Annotated in this window: 27 protein-coding genes; 13 read left to right on the forward strand and 14 right to left on the reverse strand. The window is 29.5% G+C overall.

Annotation, left to right across the window (positions count from 1 at the left end; all coding sequences use genetic code 11):
- Nucleotides 1–13: 13 nt before the first annotated feature.
- Both AC2TEO_RS09665 and AC2TEO_RS09670 read right to left on the reverse strand, forming a co-directional pair.
- Nucleotides 14–556 carry a hypothetical protein gene (locus tag AC2TEO_RS09665; RefSeq protein WP_442264619.1) on the reverse strand — a complete coding sequence of 181 codons (543 nt, stop codon included), beginning with the start codon at nucleotides 554–556 and terminating at the stop codon, nucleotides 14–16.
- A 2-nt stretch (nucleotides 557–558) separates the two neighbouring features.
- Nucleotides 559–1,614, reverse strand: coding sequence for a hypothetical protein (locus AC2TEO_RS09670; protein WP_442264620.1), 1,056 nt, complete (start codon nucleotides 1,612–1,614; stop codon nucleotides 559–561).
- Between the two features lie 160 nt (nucleotides 1,615–1,774).
- On the opposite strand from AC2TEO_RS09670, the gene bioF reads away from it, so the two are divergent.
- From bioF to AC2TEO_RS09700, 6 genes are all read left to right on the forward strand, one after another.
- A complete protein-coding gene (gene bioF / locus AC2TEO_RS09675; RefSeq protein WP_442264621.1) occupies nucleotides 1,775–2,902 on the forward strand; it encodes an 8-amino-7-oxononanoate synthase in 1,128 nt (375 codons plus the stop codon).
- Nucleotides 2,903–2,911: 9 nt separating this feature from the next.
- On the forward strand, nucleotides 2,912–3,292 hold the full coding sequence (locus AC2TEO_RS09680) for a putative signal transducing protein (protein ID WP_095068966.1): 381 nt from the start codon (nucleotides 2,912–2,914) through the stop codon (nucleotides 3,290–3,292).
- On the forward strand, nucleotides 3,289–3,897 hold the full coding sequence (gene bioD, locus AC2TEO_RS09685; protein WP_442264622.1) for a dethiobiotin synthase: 609 nt from the start codon (nucleotides 3,289–3,291) through the stop codon (nucleotides 3,895–3,897). Before AC2TEO_RS09680 ends, bioD begins: the two co-directional genes overlap by 4 nt.
- A 154-nt stretch (nucleotides 3,898–4,051) precedes the next feature.
- Complete coding sequence (locus tag AC2TEO_RS09690) at nucleotides 4,052–4,333, forward strand: GIY-YIG nuclease family protein (protein ID WP_484730856.1); 282 nt, start codon at nucleotides 4,052–4,054, stop codon at nucleotides 4,331–4,333.
- 161 nt (nucleotides 4,334–4,494) lie between these two features.
- Nucleotides 4,495–5,763: an adenosylmethionine--8-amino-7-oxononanoate transaminase gene (gene bioA / locus AC2TEO_RS09695; RefSeq protein WP_442264624.1), complete on the forward strand. Its 1,269-nt coding sequence runs from the start codon at nucleotides 4,495–4,497 to the stop codon at nucleotides 5,761–5,763.
- Nucleotides 5,764–5,853: 90 nt separating this feature from the next.
- On the forward strand, nucleotides 5,854–8,262 hold the full coding sequence (locus tag AC2TEO_RS09700; RefSeq protein ID WP_442264625.1) for a coiled-coil domain-containing protein: 2,409 nt from the start codon (nucleotides 5,854–5,856) through the stop codon (nucleotides 8,260–8,262).
- 14 nt (nucleotides 8,263–8,276) lie between these two features.
- Here AC2TEO_RS09700 and AC2TEO_RS09705 read toward each other — a convergent pair whose 3' ends face one another.
- On the reverse strand, nucleotides 8,277–8,723 hold the full coding sequence (locus AC2TEO_RS09705) for a cytochrome c oxidase assembly factor Coa1 family protein (RefSeq protein WP_442264626.1): 447 nt from the start codon (nucleotides 8,721–8,723) through the stop codon (nucleotides 8,277–8,279).
- Between the two features lie 146 nt (nucleotides 8,724–8,869).
- Here AC2TEO_RS09705 and AC2TEO_RS09710 point away from each other — a divergent pair, with 146 nt between their 5' ends.
- The 3 genes from AC2TEO_RS09710 to AC2TEO_RS09720 all read left to right on the forward strand — a co-directional run bounded on the left by AC2TEO_RS09710 (nucleotide 8,870) and on the right by AC2TEO_RS09720 (nucleotide 12,139).
- Entirely contained in the window at nucleotides 8,870–10,021 is a 1,152-nt protein-coding gene (locus tag AC2TEO_RS09710) for a beta-ketoacyl synthase N-terminal-like domain-containing protein (RefSeq protein WP_442264627.1), read from the forward strand.
- A 54-nt stretch (nucleotides 10,022–10,075) separates the two neighbouring features.
- Nucleotides 10,076–11,173 carry a biotin synthase BioB gene (gene bioB / locus AC2TEO_RS09715; protein ID WP_442264628.1) on the forward strand — a complete coding sequence of 366 codons (1,098 nt, stop codon included), beginning with the start codon at nucleotides 10,076–10,078 and terminating at the stop codon, nucleotides 11,171–11,173.
- A 96-nt stretch (nucleotides 11,174–11,269) separates the two neighbouring features.
- Complete coding sequence (locus tag AC2TEO_RS09720) at nucleotides 11,270–12,139, forward strand: cupin-like domain-containing protein (RefSeq protein WP_442264629.1); 870 nt, start codon at nucleotides 11,270–11,272, stop codon at nucleotides 12,137–12,139.
- Between the two features lie 288 nt (nucleotides 12,140–12,427).
- On the opposite strand, the gene rseP is transcribed toward AC2TEO_RS09720, so the two are convergent.
- Nucleotides 12,428–13,786 (reverse strand): RIP metalloprotease RseP, encoded by a 1,359-nt coding sequence (rseP, locus tag AC2TEO_RS09725; protein ID WP_442264630.1) that lies wholly within the window; start codon nucleotides 13,784–13,786, stop codon nucleotides 12,428–12,430.
- 157 nt (nucleotides 13,787–13,943) lie between these two features.
- On the opposite strand from rseP, the gene AC2TEO_RS09730 reads away from it, so the two are divergent.
- On the forward strand, nucleotides 13,944–14,618 hold the full coding sequence (locus AC2TEO_RS09730) for an SCO family protein (RefSeq protein ID WP_442264631.1): 675 nt from the start codon (nucleotides 13,944–13,946) through the stop codon (nucleotides 14,616–14,618).
- A 2-nt stretch (nucleotides 14,619–14,620) separates the two neighbouring features.
- On the opposite strand, the gene AC2TEO_RS09735 is transcribed toward AC2TEO_RS09730, so the two are convergent.
- The 8 genes from AC2TEO_RS09735 to AC2TEO_RS09770 form a co-directional block, all read right to left on the reverse strand.
- Nucleotides 14,621–14,968 carry an SdpI family protein gene (locus AC2TEO_RS09735; RefSeq protein WP_442264632.1) on the reverse strand — a complete coding sequence of 116 codons (348 nt, stop codon included), beginning with the start codon at nucleotides 14,966–14,968 and terminating at the stop codon, nucleotides 14,621–14,623.
- 4 nt (nucleotides 14,969–14,972) lie between these two features.
- The gene (locus tag AC2TEO_RS09740; protein WP_442264633.1) at nucleotides 14,973–15,842 is read right to left on the reverse strand and encodes an acyl-CoA thioesterase; all 870 of its coding nucleotides are present in this window, start codon (nucleotides 15,840–15,842) and stop codon (nucleotides 14,973–14,975) included.
- 31 nt (nucleotides 15,843–15,873) lie between these two features.
- The gene (locus AC2TEO_RS09745; protein ID WP_442264634.1) at nucleotides 15,874–17,073 is read right to left on the reverse strand and encodes a GNAT family N-acetyltransferase; all 1,200 of its coding nucleotides are present in this window, start codon (nucleotides 17,071–17,073) and stop codon (nucleotides 15,874–15,876) included.
- 146 nt (nucleotides 17,074–17,219) lie between these two features.
- Nucleotides 17,220–17,474, reverse strand: a complete 255-nt coding sequence (locus tag AC2TEO_RS09750; protein ID WP_442264635.1) for an SWEET family sugar transporter — start codon at nucleotides 17,472–17,474, stop codon at nucleotides 17,220–17,222.
- Nucleotides 17,475–17,562: 88 nt separating this feature from the next.
- Entirely contained in the window at nucleotides 17,563–18,096 is a 534-nt protein-coding gene (locus tag AC2TEO_RS09755) for a YceI family protein (RefSeq protein ID WP_442264636.1), read from the reverse strand.
- Nucleotides 18,097–18,267: 171 nt separating this feature from the next.
- Nucleotides 18,268–21,090, reverse strand: coding sequence for a leucine--tRNA ligase (gene leuS, locus AC2TEO_RS09760; protein WP_442264637.1), 2,823 nt, complete (start codon nucleotides 21,088–21,090; stop codon nucleotides 18,268–18,270).
- 174 nt (nucleotides 21,091–21,264) lie between these two features.
- A complete protein-coding gene (locus AC2TEO_RS09765; protein ID WP_442264638.1) occupies nucleotides 21,265–21,684 on the reverse strand; it encodes a hypothetical protein in 420 nt (139 codons plus the stop codon).
- A 119-nt stretch (nucleotides 21,685–21,803) separates the two neighbouring features.
- Nucleotides 21,804–22,964 (reverse strand): LytR/AlgR family response regulator transcription factor, encoded by a 1,161-nt coding sequence (locus AC2TEO_RS09770; protein ID WP_442264639.1) that lies wholly within the window; start codon nucleotides 22,962–22,964, stop codon nucleotides 21,804–21,806.
- Between the two features lie 127 nt (nucleotides 22,965–23,091).
- Here AC2TEO_RS09770 and AC2TEO_RS09775 point away from each other — a divergent pair, with 127 nt between their 5' ends.
- The 3 genes from AC2TEO_RS09775 to AC2TEO_RS09785 are packed head-to-tail and all read left to right on the forward strand — an operon-like array spanning nucleotide 23,092 to nucleotide 24,959.
- Nucleotides 23,092–23,517: an OB-fold protein gene (locus tag AC2TEO_RS09775; protein ID WP_442264640.1), complete on the forward strand. Its 426-nt coding sequence runs from the start codon at nucleotides 23,092–23,094 to the stop codon at nucleotides 23,515–23,517.
- Entirely contained in the window at nucleotides 23,510–24,055 is a 546-nt protein-coding gene (locus AC2TEO_RS09780; RefSeq protein ID WP_442264641.1) for a YceI family protein, read from the forward strand. Before AC2TEO_RS09775 ends, AC2TEO_RS09780 begins: the two co-directional genes overlap by 8 nt.
- Entirely contained in the window at nucleotides 24,042–24,959 is a 918-nt protein-coding gene (locus AC2TEO_RS09785) for a DUF5777 family beta-barrel protein (protein WP_442264642.1), read from the forward strand. The genes AC2TEO_RS09780 and AC2TEO_RS09785 overlap by 14 nt, the downstream gene beginning before the upstream one ends.
- A 91-nt stretch (nucleotides 24,960–25,050) precedes the next feature.
- On the opposite strand, the gene AC2TEO_RS09790 is transcribed toward AC2TEO_RS09785, so the two are convergent.
- On the reverse strand, nucleotides 25,051–25,593 hold the full coding sequence (locus tag AC2TEO_RS09790) for a porin family protein (protein ID WP_442264643.1): 543 nt from the start codon (nucleotides 25,591–25,593) through the stop codon (nucleotides 25,051–25,053).
- Between the two features lie 113 nt (nucleotides 25,594–25,706).
- Nucleotides 25,707–26,249: a DUF2911 domain-containing protein gene (locus AC2TEO_RS09795; RefSeq protein WP_442264644.1), complete on the reverse strand. Its 543-nt coding sequence runs from the start codon at nucleotides 26,247–26,249 to the stop codon at nucleotides 25,707–25,709.
- Between the last annotated feature and the right edge of the window lie 52 nt (nucleotides 26,250–26,301).

Consider the following 26,301-nt stretch of genomic DNA (forward strand, 5'->3'; position numbering starts at 1 on the left):
ACTGTTTAAATGATTAAAATGGAGAAATGCCCTCAGGTAAATCCATGGCAATTTTAGGATTCACCGATTCTTTTCTCACAATGAAATAGTTATGTTTCTTCTGTAATTGTCTTACCTGATCGGGGTTAATCTTGTAGCCTCTTAATAACCAATTCAAAAGTTCATCTGTAATAGGTTGTTTTCCTTTTCCTAATTTTTTCTGAATTGTTGTTAATAATCCTTTTGCTTCTTCTTGCTCTTCTCTTAATATATGTTGAATTGCTTGGCGTTCACAAACAAAAGCTTCGTGCTTTATTATTAAAAAATCTTCTTCTTTTTCTTTTAAAAATGCTCTGTAGTTTTCACAAAATGAAATCACTTGATCATGAGCTCCAGATAATTCTAAAGTTTCCATTACACATTGACTGTAATGTTGAAAAAATAACTCACTATCTTTTTGTTCCCTTGTTAACCTTAAAGCTTCTTTGTAATAACGTAATGCTTCTCCATAATTTTTATCTAAAGCATATATCTTTCCACGTTCAGCAATTCTGTAGTGTAACATATTTTGCTCCATACTTAAATTATTTCTGAATTACACCCGATTCGATCTAATTGTTCAAATAAATATCTTGCTATTAGACTAGGAATTGCATTTTTACTTTTCCATTCATTAGCGTTTTTTGTAGGTAAATCTTCTTTAGAGAAGAATTGTGCTAGTATTTTTCTTACACTTTCACTGTTATTTATATGAGTAATATGTAAATGCTTTTTGAAATTAAAATCTTTTTCAATTTCTACCTCTATACCAATTTCTTCAGCTTTCTGGATTAAAATCTCGGCTCTTTTTCTATTAATATTCTCAAATAAGTTAATTGGTAAAGCTTCTTGAATATTTTTTAATATTGATTCTGGCATTCCAACATTTTCTACTAAATATGATATATGCTTTTTATTTTCTACGCTAAAATTCAGAAGGTTTACTTTAACCAACTGATGTGTTTGACTTATTAGTTTTACAATGTTTTTTGTTTGATATTTTCTCCATAACCATTGTGAGTTAGTATACGAAACATCCTCAGCTACATAACTATCTCCTAATTTTTCAAACTTTGTTTTTAGTTGTTTTTCAACAGCTTTCAATTCTAAATTTTTAATATTAGAATCAATTAAAATTGTATATAAGTCTTTTTGTGGATTTGAATAATGTACATAAGCCTCAATTCTTTTTTTTAGAGCTAATGCTGTAGCTTCAGAAACATTTCCTAGAACTATACTTGGCTCATTTAAAAGTAGATTTAAAACTTCTGTACGTTTACAACCTAAAAATGTAGCCAATTGCTCTGTTACTTTAGGTAATGTTAAGACATCTTCAAAACTAATACTAACGTCTACTAGTTCGGTAGTTAAATTAATCGTTTCTTCTTCATCGTGTACCGATACATCTAAACCTAATTTTCTTAACGTATCTTCTGCTTTTAAAGCTGTATTTTCATCTACTTTTTGAAATAAAATAGAAGGTGCATTATATAGTAATTTCAATATATAATCTTGAGGCACCTTTAATGCATCTGATAAAATTTTTGAAGCTCCTGGAGTCGCTGTTCCAATAGAATTTATAATTACAGTATTCATCTTGTGTTTTTTTATTACGACAATTTTATTACGAATACTGACTAATAATACAAGGAAAAAAAACAAACCTTTTTAAGGAAAACCCCCCTAAAAAAACAGTTAAAAACAAAATAGTTATTCTTCAAGAAATACTATTCACGCGTTTAGTATTTTTGTTCTAATGAATTTTCCAAAAAAACTAGAACAAAAACTCACTCAAAGAAGAACTTCTAACACCTTAAGAAGTTTAAACTCGGATACCAATGGTATTGATTTTTATTCTAATGATTATTTAGGTTTAGCACAATCTGAATTTGTTTTCGATCAAGCACATCAGTTGTTATTAAATAAAAATATCAAAATCAATGGAGCTACAGGCTCTCGTTTAATTTCAGGAAATCATCAATTATATCAAGAAACTGAAAACTATATTGCTCAGTTTCATAATTCACAAAAAGCATTACTTTTTAATTCTGGTTACGATGCTAACGTCGGATTCTTTTCTTGTGTTCCACAACGTGGTGATGTGATTTTATATGATGAATATATCCATGCTTCTATTCGAGACGGAATTCAACTTTCGAATGCAAAAAGCTATAAATTCAAGCATAATGATTTAGAAAACCTAGATGAGATGCTGAAACGAGTTCAGTATGACACCATTTACATTGTTACAGAATCTGTATTTTCTATGGATGGTGATACACCAAATCTTAACGGATTAATTACTGTTGCAAAACAGCACAATGCGTATTTGGTTGTTGATGAAGCTCATGCTTTAGGTGTTTTCGGAGAAAAAGGTGAAGGTTTAGTTCAACAATTACAATTGGAAAATGAAGTTTTTGCTAGAATTATTACTTACGGAAAAGCTTTAGGTTGTCATGGAGCAACAATCTTAGGAAGTGAAAAACTATACAGTTATTTAATTAATTTTTCTAGAAGTTTTATCTATACCACAGGTTTGTCTCCTCATGCATTGGCCACAATTCAAGTTGCTTACCTACATTTAAATTCAGAAATCATTCAGCAACTAGAAGAGAATATCAATTTCTTTAAAAGTGAAGTAATACGATTACAGTTAGATAATTCTTTTATTGAAAGTAACTCTGCTATTCATTGCTCTGTAATTTCTGGAATAGAAAAAACAAAAGCTATTGCACTACAATTACAAGAAAACGGATTCAATATAAAACCTATTCTTTCTCCAACAGTTCCTGAAGGCCAAGAACGATTACGTTTCTGTTTGCACAGTTTTAATTCTAAAAAAGACATTACAACTATATTAGAACAACTTGCTACCTTTGTTTAAAATAGAAAGATGAGAGAAGATTATACAATTTTAGCTGTTTTTGAATATTCCACTGAAGCTCAATTGGTGAAATCTAAGTTAGATTCTGAAAACATTAGAACCATGTTAATGGATGAAACTACGATAGATTCAGATCCATTGATTAGTCAAGCTATTGGTGGTGTAAAACTTTTAGTTTTTAATCAAGATTTAAAAAAAGCTTCAGAAATTTATAACGATATCAGGACTTATGAGACCGACAATAAAGGTAATGCCATTCATTGTCCGAATTGTAATTCTACAAGGATTTTAGTAGCCGATGTACAGCGAAAGAATTTCTTTCACATGCTTTTCCCATTTTTTGAACCACGAAAATTAATTTGTAACGATTGTAAAACAATCTTTAAATGAAAAAATATTTTATCACCGGTATTTCTACAGAAGTAGGAAAAACTGTTGCTTCTGCAATTATTACAGAAGCTTTAGAGGCTGATTATTGGAAACCAATCCAATCTGGCGATTTAGACTATTCAGATACACATAAAGTAGAAAAATTAGTAACGAACAAAAAATCTGTTTTTCATCCAAATAGCTATGCGTTACAAACACCTATGAGTCCGCATGCTTCTGCTGAAATTGATGGAATCACGATTGACATCAATCAAATTAAAGCTCCAGAAACTCAAAATAATTTAGTTATCGAAGGTGCGGGTGGACTTTTAGTTCCGTTAAACGATGTCCATACTATTTTAGATTTAATTCAACCAGATTATAAAGTTATTGTAGTTTCTCGTCATTATCTAGGAAGTATTAATCACACCTTATTGACTTTAAATTTACTGAAAGAAAAAGGTTTTGATATTTCTTTAATTTTTAGTGGAGATGAGCATCCAACCACAGAAAGTATCATTAAAAAAATGAGTGAAGTTCCCGTAATTGGAAGAATTGAAGAAGAACCTTACATTGATCAGAATGTAATTAAAGAATACGCTGAACTGTTTAAAGATAAGTTGTAAAACATCTAATTTTATTAGAATATCTAAAGCTTACTTTTTTTGATGTGATGCTGAAACAAGTTCAGCATGACGGCAATTTCTAGGTTTTATTAAAACAATTATTTTTGTTTGAAACTTATAAACCGTCACCCTGAATTTATTTCAGGGTCTCATAATGATGAAACAAAGCTTTGTTTACATACTTACAAACACATATAGAACGACTTTTTATATTGGAGTTACTTCCAATTTAGAAAAACGAATTCTAGAACATAAACAAGGAGTTGGTTCTGCTTTTACTAAAAAATATAATTTATCAGATTTAATTTACTTTGAAAAGTTTTCAGACATTCGCCAAGCTATTTCAAGAGAAAAACAACTAAAGAATTGGCGTAAAGAATGGAAAATAAACTTGATTAAAAAGGTAAATCCAACTTTAAAAACACTAGAATATTAATTTTTATGCGATGCTGAAACAAGTTCAGCATGACGGCAATCTCTAGATCTTATTAAAACAACTATTTTTGCTAAAAATTAGTAAACGTCACCCTGAATTAATTTCTGTATCTCATAATGATGAATTAAGGTCAGCATAACGTTAATTAATAAAATGAAACCATGACACTACAAGAACGCGATAAAAAACACATTTGGCATCCTTTAAAACAACACCAAACACACCCGAATAGTTTAGGAATTGTAAAAGCCAAAGGATGTATACTTACAGATGAACATGGTAACGAATATATCGATGCTATTTCCTCTTGGTACACATGCATGTTTGGCCATTGTAACGATTTTATTACCAATCGTGTTTATCAGCAAATGCAGCAATTAGATCAAATCATGTTTAGTGATTTTACTCACCCTGCTGCTGTAGAACTTTCAGAAAAACTGATTCAAATTCTTCCTGAAAATCAAGCTAAAATTTTCTTTAACGATAATGGTTCAACAGCTGTAGAGTCTGCAATTAAAATGGCTTTACAGTATTATTTCAATATTGGAGATAAGCGTACTACTTTTATTGCTTTTGAAAATGGTTTTCACGGAGACACTTTCGGAGCCATGTCTACGTCTGGACTTTCAGTTTATAATGGCCCTTTTGAAGATTTTCTAATTAATATTCATAGAATTCCAGTACCAAATGGAGAGAATCATGTTGAAATCTTAGAACAATTATCTGAAATTATAGCCAATAATAAAATAGCTGCTTTTGTTTACGAACCTATTGTTCAAGGAGCTGCTGGAATGAAAATTCACAATATTGAAGGATTAAATCAAATTATTGAATATTGTAAAAACAATGATGTTTTAACTATTGCAGATGAAGTAATGACTGGTTTTGGTAAAACAGGAAAAAACTTTGCTTCAGATCATGTAGCTACAAAACCAGATATCATTTGTTTGAGTAAAGCATTAACTGGCGGATTAGTTCCAATGGCAATTACTTCTTGTACCCAGAAAATATACGATGCCTTCTTAAGTAACGATATTGCTAAAGGATATTTCCATTGTCATACCTATTCTGCAAATCCAATAGGTTGTGCGGCTGCTATTGCAAGTATAGATTTATTAACTTCAGAAGAAATTAAAGAAAATATTCAGCGAATTAGTAAATCACATATTGCGTTTAGTGAAAAAATTAAAACACACGCTAAAGTAAAATCAACCCGATCTATTGGTGTAATTTTCGCTTTAGATTTAGACACAAATATGGAACGTTATGGAACTTTAAGAGACTTATTATTATCCTCATTTATGAAAGAAGGTGTGTTTTTAAGACCTCTAGGAAATACAATTTACATTCAGGTTCCATATGTAATTACAGATAAACAATTAGAAAAAGTGTATTCTACAATTGAATATGTTTTAAATACCTATTTATAGGTGTTTTTTTAAAAAAAGGGTGTTTTTCCTGTACAACTACTTTCATATCAATGTAGATTAGATAACTGTTAACCAATTACTTAATCTACAGTGAGACTTAAACTAACTCTATTCTGTTTAGCTATAGGGTATATTGTTATTGCTCAAAAGCAAATTCAACCTTATACATTTACGCAAGAAGATAAAACCATATTGATTTATGCTTCTGCAAAATCTGCTAACAACATTACTTTTTCTTTAAAAAACGACAAGAATTTATCATTTAAAAATAAAGAAGGTGAAAATATTAGTTTTGATGTTTCTCCTTTTATAGAAACAATTTTTAAAAGTAAACTTAAAGAAGCTATAATTGCAATAAATAGTTATGAAGGAAAAGAAGATGATGAAGTAATTTCTGAAAATGAAATAGTAAATTTAGAAGATTATGAAAAAGAAACTCGTAACATATATCAGTTTTTCAACGCACTTATAATTACAGCATTTCAATACGATACGGAACCTGTAGCTGGAACATTGAAATATGCTTTAGATGTAAATATTACAAAAATTTCTGGTAGTACAGATTTTTATAAACTCGCAAGGTGCATTGATAATAAAAAGAAATCTGATTTAGACACTGCCAATTTTAAAAACCCTGATTTTGTTAATTATATCAAGAACAATAAATTCGAAGAGTTAAAAAAATTTGAAAGACACGAAATACGAAAAATTCTTAAAAAGGAATATAATGCTTATAAAATGGATCAACTATTAGAAGGAGATGATATTTTTAAAAATTATATCACATACAAAAAAGATTTAAAGGCAAAAAAAATTTTAATAGAGGATACTGAGATAATTAAAAATGACCTTCGCAAAAAAATTGATCTAGATAAAAACTCAATTCAAAATAAAATCTTAGAACTAGATTATCAAGTAATTAACTTAGAATCAGATTCAAATCAACTTGAAACCGAAATAGAAGAACAAAAAAAACTAAAACAAAGAGTTGAAAACATCAAAAACACATTCAAAGAACAATTAACAGATTCTACACTAGATAGCATACTAAGTTTAAATGACCTAACTAACAACTTAATTTCTAATGAATTACTAAAGAGCAAAGAGTTAACATTAAAGAAAAAAAAGAGAGAAGTAACAGAAAAAATAAACGAATCTAACAAACTAAAAACGAAGCTTAAAGATTTAGAAAAAGAATATTCGCTTAAAGTAAAAGAAACAACTAAAAAAATTGAAAAAGAAAAGAGGGATTTAGAAATAAAAATTGATCAATATATTGTAAATAAAAGGAAACAAATCTTAGACATTCCTTTATATGAATTTAAAATCGATGACATTCAACTGGATATTAATAATGGATTCATAGAACATATCACTATTACAGGTAAAGTAAAAAAAGCGCTTATTCCGGAAGATTTAGTATGGAAAAATTACGCTAAACCAGGAACTAATCCAGATTTGTCTTTTCAACAAGTAAAGGAATATATGAATAAGTTTTACAATGAACCTTTGGTAAAACAAATTTCAGATATCACAAATAAAGAATTGAAATTCGTTAATGCATTTCCTTTAGGCTTTAGTTCTCGAACAGATTTTGATGATTTACATAATTACGAATTAACGTATTATGAAGGTAGAGAAGCAATTTTTTCTATACCTGTAACAGATGTTATAAAAATGTATATACAAAAACATCAAAATGACCGTTTAGATTTTAGTCCAAAAAACCAAACTATTTCTCTTCCTCAAGATGATTTAAATAAAGAATTTAGTTTAGAGCTAAAAAAAGAAAAATCTTCAAAAATTTTAGGCGCTCGATTTTTTAGTGATTTTATAGGTTTCAATCAAGCAGACCCAAATGGTTTAATTCAAGTTGAAATTGAAAAATTAATTCCTCTTTGGACTAGACGTTATTTAATTAGAGGATCGAGAGGTAGAAATGTAGGTTGGGTAAATTATGTGAAACCTAGTTTTAATTGGGCTAGAATAGAAGATAGAGAGGAAGAGTTAACCTTATCTAATAACACCATTTCATATTTAGATTTAATACGTTACAAAAACACTTCTATTGGCTTTGATTTAAATGCTTTTACATTCGATGTACCTAATTCTAAATTACGTTTTGAATTAAACGGAGGTGTTCATTATGGTAGAACACGAGTTATTAATACTAGTACTCAATTTAATAAAAATGTTGGCTATTTTAACCTATACCCTGAAGCCAAAGTAAGAATTCGACCTGAAGAACGTTTTGGTGGTGCACTAATATATAGGCCAAACAAAATCTTAATTCCTAAAGGAACTGATTTTAACGGTTTTTCTACAGTACAAAATGATGGACAATGGTTACATGGAATAGAACTTTCAACATTTTACACTCCTAATATAAATAGTGATAATAAGTTCTTTTTTAGATATAGATACACAAACACGGCTAATCAAGAAACAAATGGTTTTAGTCAGTTTCAAGTTGGTTACCTAGCTTATTTAAAATTTTAAAATCAAAAAAGATTCTAGATACGCTCTAGAATCTTTTCCTTTTCTAATAAGTTAATTTGTTCTCCTGTTTCTTTAATCAACACATATAAATCTTCGTATACCCATTTTTTATCGACACGAATTCCTTTTACAACTAAAGTTCCTTCTCCTTTTTCTCCAACTATCTGAATAGAAAAATCTACTTCTCCTCCATCATTTTTTATAGAAATGTTTCCATTAGGAAACCCTTTCGATTCGATATCATTACCTAATAGTTCGGCAACTCTTCTATTTTGTTTTGCTATTTCAGTAACTTCATCTAATGGAGAAGAATCTACAAACTCATTAACTACACCAAATATTACAGCTCCAAATCCAAAAACAAATACTAGTATCATTATTAAACAACCAGAGCAACATCCTACAGGTAATACCCAAGGCCAATTTCTACCTAACCAACTTTTTTGAGATCTTTCATTCATATATTTTTTTCAATAAGACTAATTTAATTTTATATTGTTACAACATTTTATTTGAAATTGTTTAGTTTTTATTAATTAAAGCTAAAACAGATATAAATTAAAGTTTCTTTATTAGATAAAGCTTAATTTTGCTCAAATTTTTTGTTTTGAAACCAATATCAATCTCAGCTTTTGCTTCAATTTCTCCACTAGGAAAAACTTCTGAAGAAGTATGGACAAGTTATTTGGATGACAATCATCGAATGACCAAAAAAGAGTTTAAACATTTCTCTGAATGGGTCTCTAAAATTTCAGATGAAGATTTAAAAGCTATTGAAGAATTAAAAAAGTCTGATAATAAATATAAAAATCTAGACAATACTGTTCTCTTTGCTATCTATGCTTCACGAAAAGCTATAGAAAAAGCAGACTGGAAAACTGGTGACGACTTTGGTATTAATATCGGATCTTCTAGAGGTGCTACAGCTTTATTCGAAAAATATCACGAAGAATTTTTACAGAATGGAACTTCTTCCACCTTAAGTTCTCCAACAACAACATTAGGAAATATTTCTTCTTGGATTGCTCATGATTTAAAAAGTAGTGGACCAGAAATATCTCACTCTATTACTTGTTCTACAGCATTACATTCTCTTTTGAATGGAGTTGCCTGGTTACAAGCTGGTTTATGTGATAAATTTTTAGTTGGTGGAAGTGAAGCTCCATTAACTGAATTTACCGTAGCGCAAATGAAAGCACTTAAAGTGTATTCAAAAGAAACTGAAGGTTATCCTTGTAAGGCCTTTGATTTGAACAAAACCAAAAATACCATGATACTAGGTGAAGGCGCTGCTGTTGTATGTTTAGAAAATGAAATTTCTGATAAAACTGTAGCAAAAATTGAAGGTATCGGTTATGCTACTGAAGTTTTAAAACATAATACATCTGTTACTGCTGATGCTGAATGTTTTCAAAAATCGATGAAAATGGCGTGTAAAAACATCGACCTAAGCGAAGTAGATGCAATTGTAATGCACGCACCAGGAACTATAAAGGGAGATTCATCAGAAATAAATGCAGTTAAAAAAGTATTCGGAGATCACCAACCTTTTTTAACTACAAATAAGTGGAAATTAGGACACACTTTTGGAGCATCTGGACTTTTAAATTTTGAATTAGGCTTATTAATGTTAACACATCAAAAATTAATAGAAGTTCCTTTTGCTCAAGCTCAAAAGAAACCTAAAAAGATTCAAAAAATAATAATAAATGCCGTTGGTTTTGGAGGAAATGCTGTATCAGTTTTAATTTCAAAATAGTATAATAATACAATTAGTTTTCCTACTTTTGATAACGCAAACAATGACGACTATATGAGTGAGACTAGACATAACTGGACGAAAGAAGAAATTTTAGCAATTTATAATAAGCCTATGATGGAGCTGTTATATGACGCAGCAACTATTCATCGTAAACACCACGATCCAAATACAGTACAGGTATCTACATTACTTTCTATAAAGACAGGAGGATGCCCAGAAGATTGTGGATATTGCCCACAAGCAGCAAGATATCATACAGATGTTGAAGGAAATGATTTAATGAGTGTTAACCAAGTTAAAGCTCAAGCATTACGTGCTAAAGCTTCTGGAAGCTCTAGAGTTTGTATGGGTGCAGCTTGGAGAAATGTAAAAGACGGACCAGAATTCGATCAAGTGTTAGAAATGGTTCGTACAATTAATAAGCTAGATATGGAGGTTTGTTGTACTTTAGGTATGATTACAGAAAACCAAGCACACCGTTTAGCTGAAGCTGGTTTATATGCATATAACCACAATTTAGATTCATCTGAAGAATACTATAAAGAAGTAATTTCAACCAGAGGTTTTGAAGATCGTTTAGAAACTATTGACAATGTTCGTAAAACCAATGTAACGGTTTGTTCTGGTGGAATTATTGGAATGGGTGAAGCTATTGAAGATAGAGCAGGAATGTTAGTTGCATTATCTACTTTAAATCCACAACCAGAATCTGTGCCAATTAATGCATTAGTTGCTGTTGATGGAACTCCATTAGAAGATCAAAAACCTGTTTCTATTTGGGAAATGGTAAGAATGGTAGCAACAACTCGTATTGTAATGCCAGAAACTCAAGTACGTTTATCTGCTGGTAGAACGCAAATGAGCCAGGAAGGACAAACCATGTGTTTCTTTGCTGGAGCGAATTCTATTTTTGCTGGAGATAAGTTATTAACTACTCCAAACCCAGATGTAAACGAAGACATGAAGTTATTCGAATTACTTGGTTTAAATCCTCAAAAGCCATTTATCAAGAAAATGCAACCTAAAACAGTTGAGGCAGAAGATTCTCAATATAAAGATTTAGGTGAAAAACCAAAATGGACAAGACCAGGTCATACGATTGAAAGAAATGAGGTTAAAAAACAAGAAGCTAAACAAGTAAAAGCTTAAAATAGATAATATAAATAGGATAATTTATTTTAACAATTACTTTTAAAAAAGGTTTCGTAACGTTTTCTTAACTTTGCGGTTATCAAAATTTGACTAATGGGATTACAATTGGAACAAATAGATAGAGTTGAAACTATTACTAAAGAAGACTTTATCAAGAACTATTTCAAGCCTCAAAAACCTGTAGTTATTGAGCGTTTTATTGAAGATTGGCCTGCATATTCTAAATGGTCTTTAGAATATATGAAAGAGATTGCTGGTGATAAAACTGTTCCTTTATACGACGATAGACCTGTAGATTATAAAGATGGTTTTAACGAACCTCACGCTAAAATGAAAATGAGTGAATATGTAGATTTGTTAAAACGCGAACCTACTAAGTTTCGAATTTTCCTATGGAACATCTTAAAAGAAGTACCTGTGCTTCAAAAAGATTTTTCTTACCCTGATTTTGGATTACGATTAATGAAAGGTTTACCAATGTTATTCTTTGGAGGAAGAGACTCGTATACATTCATGCATTATGATATTGATTTAGCTAATATCTTTCATTTTCATTTTGAAGGAAAAAAGAAATGTATTTTGTTCGATCAAAAGCAAAATAAACATCTTTATAAAATACCACATTCGTTAATTACAAGAGAAGATATCGACTTTAATAATCCTGATTTTGACAAATGGCCAGCATTGAAACATGCCAAAGGTCATGTTGCAGAATTAGAACATGGAAATGTTTTATATATGCCAGAAGGTTATTGGCATTATATGCGCTACATAACACCAGGTTTTTCTATGAGTCTTCGTGCTATAGCTAGAAACCCTAAAAACCTTGGAAAAGCAGTTTACAATGTGTTTATTATGCGAACTATCGATAATATAATGCGACGAATAAAAGGTCAGAAATGGATTGATTGGAAAAACGAACAAGCCATTACAAGAACTAATAAAACTAACAATATTTCATAAAGAAAAAAGAAGGGGAAAAATCCCCTTCTTTTTTTTATTCAATATATTTTTTATGAATTAATTTTAACTGTTGGGGAATTATACTAACTACTAAATAAAATTCATGAAAACTTGTCCACATTGTGGTTCTAATAACCGCATAAGAAAAAGAAGAATAGGTATTGCAAAACATATCTTTTTCTTAAAATTTTACAATTGTTTAGATTGTAGAAAAGATTATTATTGGGTAAGCCTCTTTAATTTTTCATTAAAAGTAAAGACAGCTACATAATTAAGTTTGGACGAATTTTATTTCGTCCAACTACTTATTAAACGCACAACATCATTTCCATTAGCAAAGATTAAAAGAGCTAATAATATAACGAAACCTAATAATTGTGCATATTCTAAAAACTTATCACCAGGTTTTTTTCCTGTAATCATTTCCCACAAAGTAAATACTACATGTCCACCATCTAAAGCAGGAATAGGTAATAAATTCATAAAACCTAACATAATTGATAAAAAGGCTGTAATATTCCAGAAGGCTTGAGTACTCCATTCAGCTGGAAAAATACTTCCAATAGAGATAAATCCTCCTAAACCTTTATAAGCTCCTGTACTTGGATTAAATATTTTTTTAAGTTGTTTTATATACCCCGTTAAAGTACTCCATGATTTATTTAAACCTGCTGGTATTGCTTCTGTGAAGGAATAAGTCTTAGTTTCTAAACTATAATATCCTAATCTTTCTAAATCTTTTAATGGTAATTGAGCTAAACCTACACCTAATTTCCCTTCATCATTAACCTGAACTTCTATAGTTTTTTTCTCTTCACCACGTTTTACTTCTATTGTTGTTTTAGTACCTTTTAATTTGGCAAAAATATCTTTACCTTCATCAAAATACTTAATAGGAGTTCCTCCAATAGTTATTATAATATCTTTAGGCTGTAAACCAGAATTTTTATTTGCAGATTTATCACTAATTGAAGAAATAACAAAAGGATATCTAGGTAAAATAAAACTCCCTGCATCTCTATCTCTATCTACCAACATAGAAATAAAATTCACAGGAACTTCTTTTTCAATTTTTTCTCCGTTTCGTTCAATTACAAAACGTTCTCCATTGATTAACTCAATAGGTATTTGATTGAATTTATTTATTTTTACTCCATCAACAGAAATTACTTTATCTCCTGTTTTTAAAGCCAAACTTTCAGCCAATTGATCTTGAACCCAAAGTCCATCTACTACATTTTCATTTGGCAAATATTTTTCCCCATAAGCCCACATTAAACAGATATAAATTAAAATTCCTAAAATGAAATTCACAATTACACCTCCTAACATAATAATAAGTCTTTGCCAAGCTGGTTTTGAACGAAATTCCCATGGTTGTGGTTCTCCTTTCATTTGTTCAGTATCCATACTTTCATCAATCATTCCAGCAATTTTAACATAACCTCCTAAAGGAATCCACCCAATCCCATATACAGTTTCTCCTACTTTCTTTTTAAATAAGGAAAATTTATAATCGAAAAACAAATAAAACTTTTCTACTTTGGTTTTAAATAGTTTAGCAGGTATAAAATGTCCTAATTCATGAAGAACAATAAGTAATGATAAACTTAAAATAAACTGTGATGCTTTTATAAATATTTCCATAAATGGTTTGTAGTGTCTTTTCTATAAAATTTAACAAATGTACACTTTTAAGTAGAGTTCTAAAAATTCGGCTTTTCTTCTTTCATATGTTTTAACAAAGATTTTAGGATTCCCTTTTTTTAAGCTGTATTTTTGCATTATAATTACGCTACTTATAATGAATGTTGCTTTTTTTAAAAAATCGAAATACACTTTTATTTTTCTTATTTTCTTTTCTATAATTGTTTTACCTTGCTATTATTTCTTAGTTAAAGTTGATCAAAAGCTACCTATTTACAACCCTGCTGATATAAATCCGAAATTAGTTGATAAATCAATCCGTATGTTTACTAAAAATCATACAATATCAGATTTTGAGCTAATCAATCAAAACGGAGAAAAAATTACTCAAGAAAACTATAAAGGGAAAATTTATGTAGCAGATTTCTTTTTTGCCACTTGTAAAGGAATTTGTATTCCAATGGCAACTAATATGGTTGAATTACAAGAGTATTTTAAAAATGATGATGATATTCGTTTTTTATCACATTCTGTTACTCCTAAAAAAGATTCTGTTCCTGCTTTAAAAGCATATAGTAGACGTATGGGAATTATCGATAAAAAATGGAATGTAGTTACTGGCGACAAAAAACATATTTACGAATTAGCAAGAAAAAGTTATTGTGCTGTTTTAGATGAAGGTGACGGTGGTGAACAAGATTTTATACATACTGAAAATTTCGTCTTAATTGATAAAGAAAAAAGAATTCGAGGTATATACGACGGAACAAAGTTTGAAAACATCAAGAAAATTATTGATGATATTTTATTATTGAAAGAAGAGTATAAATAAAATTATTTTTTAAGTTTTTTACCTTCTTTATCAAAAAATTTATTTAATTCTTGTTCTGTTTTAACCACAGAGACAGCTAAACACAATACTAATAAAACCATAGGTTGCCAACTTAATTCAGGATTGATAAACACTAACGCTATGGCTCCTAAAAAGGAAATTCCTGAGTATAACAAAAACTGTTTATTAAAATAACCATTAGCAAAATCCCAAATCTTTTGATTCTGCATGGTTCGAAAAGTTCGATAACCATAAAAAGAATTAATTTTCTTTGGAGGAAAAAAATGAAAAATTAAACTAAATAGGAATAATAATCCATTTACTGACAATACATATAAAAAAGGACTCATAATTTTATTTCTTTCTTGCTGGTCTCATTAAACCTTCTTGTGCTACAGAAGCTACTAATTTTCCATCTCTTGTATAAATATTTCCACAAGCAAACCCTCTAGCTCCAAAAGAGTTCGGGCTTTCAACTGAAAACAACATCCAATCACTAAAATCGAAATCACGATAAAACCACATAGAGTGATCTAAACTCGCCATCTGTGTATTTCCGAAATGTGCTTTACTTGCATTTGGATATAAGCAAGCTGTTAAAATATTATAATCTGATATATAAGTTAATATTTGTTGTTTTTGTGCTAAACTTAAATTTTTAGAATCTCCTTTTAATTTAAACCATACATCAACAACTGGTGGTAAATCTTTTTGATCGAAAGGGTTTACTACTTGAACTGGTTTAAACTCTATTGGCCTTTCTATACTTAAAAAAGCTTTCATTTTTTTAGGAAGAAAATCACCAAACTGATCTAACATATCTGTCCAACTTAACAAATCTTCAGGTTGTTTCATCTCTTTCTTTATTGGCATTTGGTGTTCGTAACCTTCTTCTCTTTTATGAAAAGAACACGCCAAAATAAAAATGGTTTTATCACCTTGATGTGCAGTAACTCTTCTGGTTGAAAAACTTCCACCATCTCGAATAGTTTGCACATTATATATAATAGGTAGTTCTAAATTCCCTGGTTCTAAAAAATAAGAATGTAAAGAGTGTAAAATTCTTTTAGCATCTACTGTTCGAGTAGCTGCATTTAAAGATTGTGCTAAAACTTGTCCTCCAAATACATTTGGACTGCCAATATCTTTACTTATTCCACTAAAATTATTATCTCCTTGATCTTCAAGTGTAAGAATATTTACGAGTTCTGTAGTATTCTTCATAAGGTTGATTTATTAGTTAAAAGTACTCTTTTTAGTTTGGCTTAACAAGGTTTTTGGCTTTAAAAGGGTGCTTTTGTTGAAAAGGAGTAGGTTGAATTTTATCTATAAAATATTTTAAAATCTTATTTGGGATACTATTTTTATGTCTGAAATAAATCGTTAAATCCTGAGGTTCTGCTCCTACCGAACTTTTTATTTCACTTGCTGTTCTTCCGAAATTAATTTGAGATAATTTATGATAAATTGCTATAGAAATATAATCGTATAACATTCTTTGATATATAGCAAACTCTCTATTGTAAGTATAATCTATACCTACAAAATGTGCATCTAAATTTAGTTGATTAATAATACCAGATAAAAAACCTATTAATTTACCATTTAACAAATACCCTTTTATAATATAATTTTGCTGTAAATTTTCTTTTAAAGCCTTGTAAGAATACAAATTAAACACTCCTAAATTAAACCCAGCTTTAGATGATACGTTTTTATATAGCTTTGATAAATCTTCCAAATAAATATTGATATTATATTCGTTAATATCTATAGTTTTCAAAGTAAAACTGCGCTCCATAGCTTTTTTAGCTTTTACTCTAAATTTAGTTTTCATTGCTCCTAAATAATCATTAAAATCAGACCAATCTTTATCTATCTGCATTAACATATTTGGTTCTACATTGAAAGAATGATAATTATATTCTAGTAATTCATCACTAATAAATAAAGACTCTTTTACAAAATCCTTTAGCATAAAACCATGAATTCTATAATTAAAATGAGCTTTGTCATTTACTAACTGCAAAACAGATTTTGAAATTTGTTTAATTACTTTTTGTTTATTTTGTCCTTCCTTAATAAATATTCCATGTTCCCCACTGACAAAAGTATTTCCGCAGGTTAATATTTTTAAAGGTTTTCGATCGGAAATTAAATGAAGTTTTCTTCCTATTTTTTTAATTTTATCTACGATACTTTGTAATTCATTTTGAACATTCTCTAAATAAAAATTCACTACTTGAATTGTAGCAAAAGCAATAGGATTGTAATGATCATCAAATAAAACAACATACCAAAAATCAATTTTTTTGTGATGGTTAGCAATCGCTGATAAATAGCTAGGATTAAAATATAAATTACCTGTACAGTTAAGTTCTTTCCAGATATTATCTGGAATATCTTCTACCGTTCGATAATAATTTGCGTTATGTACTTTTTTGCAAAATTTCAATAAAGGTGTAGTTATGTATGGAAAATGAAAATACTAAAAAAGTTTAAAAATCTTTTATTTTACTCCTCTTAATACTATAATTCTCAAAATAAATAAGATCATTAAAAACCCTTTTCTCTTTTAAATATAATCTTAAATTATATTCATTACTTAAATTTTAATTTCATTACAATAAGTAAAAATGCAGAAACACCAGTAATAGTATTCGCTAAAATAATAGGTAAACTATTTAAATATATTCCATAAACTAACCAACAAACTATCCCTGTAAAGAATATTGTATACATACTAAGAGACAAACCTTCTGTAGATTTTGTCTTCCAAGTTTTATAAACTTGTGGTAAAAAAGATGCGGTTGTTAGAAAAGCTGCCAAATAACCTAATATCTCGTGAAAATCCATAAACTCAATCTCTAAAAAAAGAGCAAAAATAAGAATAACATTCTTGAAAAGTTATATAAAATATTCACAAAAGATGATAAAAAAGGAGTTATTTAACTGCTAAAAAGTTCACGTTAGTAACCACTTTTCTAGACAATAAAAAACTACTCTTACCAACTTTATAATCTAGCCTATCTATAGTAAAATCTGATTTAATACTAATCTTATTTCCATTTTCTGAGACTATTAAAGGTAACGTTACAGATTTAATAGTTCCTTTAATATTTAAATCTGCCTTGAGATTATATAAGTTAATAGCTACTTTCTCTATCTCTGTAGATTTTAAAGTAATAGTTGGATGATTTTTCACATCAAAATAATCTTTTGATAAAATTTTATCTCGATATGAATTATTGGTGTCAAATGAATTTACATCTATTGTTGCATTTAAAAAACTAGATTCTAAATCATTCTGATTAAAATTACCATCAATATCCACTTTTGTGAATAAAGCATCTACATAAGAACCAAAATACTTTATTTTAAATACAACTGTAGTTTTTGATACATCTTGAGTTAGCTTTTGTGAGTGAATCTGGAAGGCACTCAAGAAAACAAACATAATGGGGATTAATTTTTTCATCTTGTAAACCTTTTAAATTAAGCCTATTAACAAACATCAAAAAACTTAATAAATTAGTCAATAAGATAGTGATTTTTCAACAAAAAACCAATTTCCAAGAAAGAAAACTACAAAAACATATAGATAAATGGATATTTACTAAAGCTTAGCAAACATCCATTTATAGTAAAATTATCCTACAATATTGATAATCTTTCCAGGTACTATAATCACCTTTTTAGGTGTACGACCTTGTAATTGTTCTTGTGTTTTTTCGTGAGCCATTACTGTTTTTTCAATATCTTCTTTCGACATGTCTAATGGTAAATTAAGCTTGAAACGCATTTTCCCATTGAAAGAAATTGGATATTCTTTTTCAGACTCTACTAAGTGTTTTTCATCAAACTGAGGGAAAACTGCAAAAGCAATAGAATTTTCATGCCCTAATTTACTCCATAATTCTTCTGCGATATGTGGCGCATAAGGAGAAACTAAGATTAATAACTCTTCTAAAATTGCTTTGTTATTACATTTTTGAGCAGTGAACTCATTAACCGCAATCATGAATGTAGAAACCGAAGTATTAAAAGAGAAATTCTCAATATCTTCTTCTACTTTCTTAATTGTTTTATGTAATGTTTTTAAGTTGTCTTTAGTTGGTTCTCCTTCTGAAACTTCGAAGTTTTCTCCGTTATGGAATAACTTCCAAAGTTTCTTTAAGAAAGAATATACTCCAGAAATACCAGAAGTTTTCCAAGGTTTAAATTGCTCTAAAGGTCCTAAGAACATTTCAAATAAACGTAAGCTATCTGCTCCGTATTCCTCACAAATATCATCTGGATTTACAACGTTAAACCAACGTTTAGACATTTTTTCAACTTCACGACCTACAATATATTTTCCGTCCTCTAACTCAAATTCAGCATCTGCATATTGTGGTTGCCAATTCTTTAACCCTTCTAAATCTAACTCATCTGAAGAATTAATTAATTTCACATCTACACGTAATTCCTGTAATTCATCAACTTTATAATTGTCTTTAAGACCTAAAGACACGTATTTGTTTGTTCCAGCAACTCTGTATACGATAGCAGAAGTTCCTAAGATCATTCCTTGGTTGATTAACTTCTTCGCAAACTCATCCATAGGAACTAAACCTAAATCGAATAAGAACTTTTGCCAAAAACGTGCATATAATAAATGTCCTGTTGCATGCTCAGAACCACCGATATATAAATCTACTTCTTTCCAATACTCAACTGCTGCTGCGCTCACAAATTCACCATCGTTTGTAGCATCCATGTAACGGTTGAAATACCAAGAACTTCCTGCCCAACCTGGCATCGTATTTAGTTCTAATGGAAATACTGTTTCATTATTTATTTTATCATTTGAAACAACTGTATTTGTAGTTGTGTCCCAAGCCCAAACATCAGCATTTCCTAATGGTGGTTTACCGTCTTCTGTTGGCAAATACTTTTCAACTTCTGGTAAAACAATAGGTAAATGTTGCTTTTCAATCATTTGAGGCATTCCGTCTTTGTAATATACTGGGAATGGTTCTCCCCAATAACGTTGACGACTAAATACTGCATCACGTAAACGATAGTTTATTTTTCCGTAACCAAATCCACGTTGTTCCATTTCATAGATTACAGTTTTCATCGCTTTCTTATATGGTAAACCATTTAAGAAATCAGAATTCGCAATAACAGACTTTTCTTTATCTGCAAAAGCTTCTTCAGAAATATCTACACCTTCAAAAATATTTGGAATCTCTAAATCGAAATGTTTTGCAAAATCGTAATCACGTTGATCACCACAAGGAACTGCCATTACAGCACCAGTTCCGTAGCTTGCTAATACATAATCACCAATCCAAATTGGCACTTTTTTTCCAGAGAATGGATGAATTGCATATGCTCCTGTAAAAACTCCAGAAATTGTTTTTACATCAGCCATACGATCTCTCTCTGAACGCTTTGCTGTAGCTTCTACATAAGTTTCTACTGCTTCACGTTGTGTATCAGTAGTAATTTTTGCTACCAATTCATGTTCTGGAGCTAACGTCATAAAACTTACTCCGTAAATCGTATCAGGACGTGTAGTAAACACATCAATATTTGCATCGTGTCCATCAACTTTAAAAGAAACCATTGCTCCTTGCGAACGACCAATCCAGTTGGTTTGAATATCTTTTAATGGCTGTGGCCAATCAATTCCATTTAATCCGTCTAATAAACGTTGTGCATACGCAGAAATTCGCATCGACCATTGTGTCATTTTTTTACGAACAACAGGATGACCTCCACGTTCAGAAACTCCATTTACAATTTCATCATTTGCTAAAACTGTTCCTAAAGCTGGACACCAGTTTACTTCTGTATCAGATAAAAATGTTAAACGGTATTGTAATAAAATTTCTTGTTGTTTTGTTGAAGAAAAACCGTTCCACTCGTCAGCAGTGAACGTAATGATATCTTCATCACAAACTGCATTTACAGTTGCATTTCCTTCAGCTTCGAACTTTGCAATTAATGTACTTACGTCTTCTGCTTTATCTGAATCTTTATTATACCAAGAATTGAACAATTGGATAAAAATCCACTGTGTCCATTTATAATATTCTGGGTTTGATGTACGAACTTCACGAGACCAATCGAATGAAAATCCGATTTTATCTAACTGTCCGCGGTATGTTTTAATATTAGTTTCTGTAGTTATTGCAGGATGTTGACCTGTTTGAATTGCATACTGCTCTGCTGGTAATCCAAAAGAATCGTAACCTTGTGGGTGCAATACATTAAATCCTTTATGACGTTTGTAACGTGCATAAATATCACTTGCGATATATCCCAATGGATGTCCAACATGTAATCCTGCTCCAGATGGGTAAGGAAACATATCTAACACATAATATTTTGGCTTATCGGAAGTGTTACTCGCTTTAAAAGTTTGGTTTTTTGCCCAAAACTCTTGCCACTTTTTTTCGATCTCTTGGTGATTGTATTGCATTCTTTAATTTTATTCCTGTCATTAAAAAAACGACGTAATTTAAGCTGCAAATTTACGGTAATTTCAGGATTATAAAAGTTTTAGCTAAAGCAATTCAAAGATAAATTTAAGATATAAAAAAAGGACAGTGCTGGGTAGGCACTATCCTAGATAATAGAATATAAAAAACTTGGTTTAATTTAAACAATTCTCGTAATCTGAATTTTGTTTATACAGTGTACTATTTAACTCTCCGTTTTCATCGTATAGCTCCACAATATTATTGTTACAACTTAATTGAACATCATACGTTTTAACATTACCGAAGTTCAAATCAATAGTTAACTTAGTTCCTGTTGGAAAATAATCATTTGTAGCCGGTATGGGTTGAGAAAACTCTCCATTTTCTCCGTAAAAAGTTTCACGTTTCCCTTCTTTGAATGCATACATTACTCGGTCTTCAAAACCTTTAAGCAACCAATTTCCATCCTCTAAAATTTCAATCTTATTTTCTATAGTTAAGGTTTCTGGAGTTTGATCTTCAGCTTTACTACAACTAAATAAAAAGAACACTAATGCTAACGCACTTAAGGTTTGTTGAATTAATTTTTTCATGGTTTTTTCGATTTTCAATTATATCCCAAATAACTTTAAAACCTAATAAACAAGAAGTATTAAACTTTGTGAGCGGTTAAAAAAAGAGGTTAAAGCGGAAAAAAAAGCATTGAAACATTTTACATATTCAACCATTGTTTAAACTCTGCTGCTTTATTTTTACTAATAATAATTTCTTCGTTAGTATTAGAGTTTAAAACAATTTTTAATTGACTTTTACCATACTTTATAATCTTATCAATAGCAGATATACTTATTATATATTGTCTGTTAGCTCTAAAAAATAATGTTGGATCGAAGTTGGTATACATGTCATCTAAACTTGCATTAGATGTAGATTTCTTTCCATCAAAATTTACAACGTAAGTAATTGTATTTTCTGTATATACATATGCTATTTCGTTTATTAATACTGGTACTAATTCATTTCGCATATACGTTAAGATTCTTTTTCTGTTTGGTTCACTTATCTCAACTTCACTTGATTCTGAAACAGTTTCTTCTTTTTCTACTATTTGAGTAGCGAGTTCGGCAGCTATTTTAGCTTCTATTTCTAAATCTTTCTCTTTTTTCTCTTTATAATTTACCAAATCGGTATTCAATTTAGATAAATTAATAACTTCAGACTCTAAAGAAGTATACTTCTCTTCTAATTGTTTTTCATATTTACTTCCTATAATTCGAACAGCTACTGATGATAAAACAATAACTAATATTCCCATTAGTAAGAAAATCATATAAAAATTACGCTTTAATCTTTGTAATTGTTTATCGATACTACTTACGTTCACATTAGCTGCGATTAATAAATCGGTACTTTTTACTGGAACTGTATGAATAACCTCTACATTTTCCTCATTGCTTTTTGAAGTTCTATTAGCAACTAAAATATCATATAGATCTTCTGAGTTATTTTTCTCTTTAAGTGATTGTAGTAAATTTGAGTTCGATTTTTCTATCTCTCCTAGCTTCGTTTTATCGGGATAACACACTTTTTTTCCAGACCAATCTATAACAGAAACAAACCAAGCATTAGAATTTGTCCCTAAAATAGTCGCTTGTAAATTTTCTAGAACTGCTTCTTTATTCAAATTATTTACCAATTGAAAATCTACAATACTAGCAATTTCATTTGCCTCTCTTTTACTTGTTTCAACTTGTACTTCTATTAGTTGGTTAGCACTTGTTTTTATAAAGTACTTTGCTGCAATAACAGATATAATTAAGAAAACAACTGTAATTGATAAAACTGTAAATAGATATAATTTGTCTTTTTTCATTTGGTCTTATATAAAATGATCAATAATCATTTTTCCCTTTTCATGGTTCTATTTTCCTTTTCACCCAAAATTATTCTAAATTAATTAAAATTATTAGTTTACTTTGATAGAAATTAAATATAGCTCCATGGCTAAAAAATATAGCTTCTTTTTTAAAAGTATTTTTTTTGTAGTCTTAGGTTATTTTACCTATCAAGTTATATTATTTAGCAAAAGTGTTAAAAATACTGAATCGGAATTTACAATCTCAGCTACTAAGCTTTTAACTGAATTTGAGCAAAACGAAAAACAATCCGATAAAAAGTATACCAATAAAATTATTACAATTTATGGCACCGTAAAAAACATTTCTCATTTAAATAATAGACGAACAATTATTCTGAACAGTAATAACACTTCGAGTATTATTTGTGATTTAGATGATAAAGAAACAATCGACACAAACACTATAAAAATAAATCAACAATTGTACATAAAAGGAATTTGTAAAGGATATTTAAAAGATGTTATTCTTTTAAATTGCTTTTTAGACACAAACAAAAACCATGAATAAACTACGACTTTTAGTAATTCTTTCCTTTTTTAAGGTAGGAGATATTTTAGGACAACAATTTATTGCTCGGCAAGGTCAGGTTACCTTTTTTTCATATGCTTCTGTAGAAAATATTGAAGCTAAAAACAATCAGGTTTTAAGTATTCTTGACTTTGATAAAAAAGAAATAGCAGCGACCATGCTAATGCGAGCATTTGTTTTTAAAAAAGATTTAATGCACGAGCATTTTAATGAAAGTTATATTGAATCTGATATTTTTCCGAAAGCAACCTTTGAAGGTACTCTTTTAGAAGGCCTTGAGAATGCCGCCCCGAAAACACAATTAATTAAAGGAAAGGTTACCATTCATGGAATTACCAAAGAAATTGAAATAAAAACAACAATTCAAAAAACAACCGATAGTTATAACCTTACTGGTGAGTTTAACTTACCTGTAAAAGATTTCAATATAAAGATACCACCTATTTTATCAAATAACATTGCTAAAATCGTACTTGTAAAATTTAACTTCCAATATTTACCTTATGAGAATAATTAAATCATCATTCACATTTGTTACAGCATTACTTTTGGGTTACACTAGTTATGCTCAAGGACTTTTGGATAAGTTAGATAAAGAATATCCTAATGTACCTGTTTATGAAATCGCAACTTTTAAAACTACCCGAATCGGTTTATCACACTCTATAGAAACACGAAAACAAGGAGCTCTTGAAATTTCTATGTTTAATCGATTTTGGAATAGAAAACAAGGAGAAACTCAAGGGTTTTTAGCAGATGAAGTTAACATTCGTTTAGGATTAGATTACGCGATAACAGACAAATTAACTCTTGGTGCTGGTTATGGCACTTATGATAAAATTACTGATGGATTTATAAAATATCGTTTTTTAAGACAGCAAAAAAACTCTAAAAAAAGTCCATTTAGTATGGTTTTTTACCAAGAAATATCATCAAGACAAATGAAATCTGATGGTATAATGAACCCTTTTTATGGAAACAATAATACAGAAACTAATGAAAGAATGTTTGGTTTTACTAGCCAATTAATTATTGCTAGAAAGTTTAACCCTAAATTTTCAGCACAAATAAGCCCAACTTTCATTACTCGTAATAAAAACTTTATTCAAGATCAATCTAAAAATCAATTTGCTTTAGGTATGGGGGCTAGGTATAAAGTTGGTCAGCATGTTTCTATTGTTTCTGAATATTATACCGTATTTAACCCAGTAAAATCTGTAGATACTTATAGTCCTTTTATGATTGGAGTAAATTGGGAGTTAAGTCATTTATTATTACAATTTCATATGACCAACACAAGGAATTTTGCTAAAGATGCATTTATTCCTCAAACTACTAATAATTTTAATTTTCATGATGGAAATTTTCATTTTGGATTTAATGCAACATTCATTTTACATTTAAGTAAGAATAAACTTTAAAGAAAAAAAACATCATCTAAAAACGATATTTTTTAGATGATGTTTTTTTTTAAGCTAACAAGAATTAGAGCTTATAATCATTCTAATGATTTTAGAATTGATACCCTAAAGATAATTGAAATGCTCCATTTTTAACATCAGGATTCTCTTGAACAGTTGTAATTCCTAATGTATATCTTGTTTGAAAAAAGATACCGTTATTAAAATTATAACCAACTCCGAAATTTAATCCAAAATCAAAATCTTCAACATTTGTATCTACTATAGTACCATCACTTCTCTTTAATTCATCATCAATTAAAAAAGAAACTTGAGGACCTGCTTCTATAGCTAACCCCTGAAACACATAATACTTAGCCATTACAGGTAAAGAAATATAACTTGTTTTAAAATCACGTTGAGATCCACTTGTTCCTAATTGAGTAAATAGTAATTCTGGTTGAACCGAAAATTTATCTACTATCTTTAATTCTGCAATCCCTCCAATGTGGAAACCGGTTTTACTGTCTACATCTAAATTATCTCCTCTAAGTGTTGAGAAATTAACACCTCCTTTAACACCAAAATTTATAGACTGAGCATCAACACATAATAAACTAACAGTAAACAAAGCAATTGTAAAAATTTTTTTCATAATAAATAATAGTTAATGTTTTTATACTGAATCGATATTTTACAACTACTATGCCAAAAAAAGCCTTTTAAAAATTTAAAAGGCTTTTTAAAAGTGATTCTTTTAATAATATTTTATCCTTTGACAGGTACAGACACAATAGTAGTCCCCCATCCTAAGTGCATATTTGCATCACCATCTTTTCCATCGAAAACAATAGAAAAAGCTTCTACAGAAGAATTAGATTTAGAGACTTTTCCTGTAACTCTAACAACATCTTCGTTTTGCTTATAGAAATAAGCTCCCCAAACATTTTTCGCTGTACTTAAAATAAATGTCCATTCTTTTTCTCCTGGTATTGTAAAAAGAGAATATGTTCCTGCTTTAACTGACTTACCACCAAAAGTTACATCTTTATAAAATGTAATTTCAGCAGCTTCATTAGCTCCTGTTCTCCACACTTTACCTATAGGAGCTAATTTCGCTAAAGATCTACCTTTTAACTGTGGACGACTGTAAATTACTTTTACTAATTTATTAGCCACCTTATAACTATCAGGATAAGTAGCAGCATCCATCGGACTCTTATCTAACTTTGGAAATTTTTGTGCGAAAACTTCATTAGAAAACACTAAAGCTAAAGCAAACACAACAATTGATAAAATAGATTTTTTCATGATTGATTGTTTTAAATTATAATTTAAGGGTTCGTCCTATAATTTATAAAAC

The sequence above is a fragment of the Tenacibaculum aquaeponti genome (genome assembly GCF_057221555.1).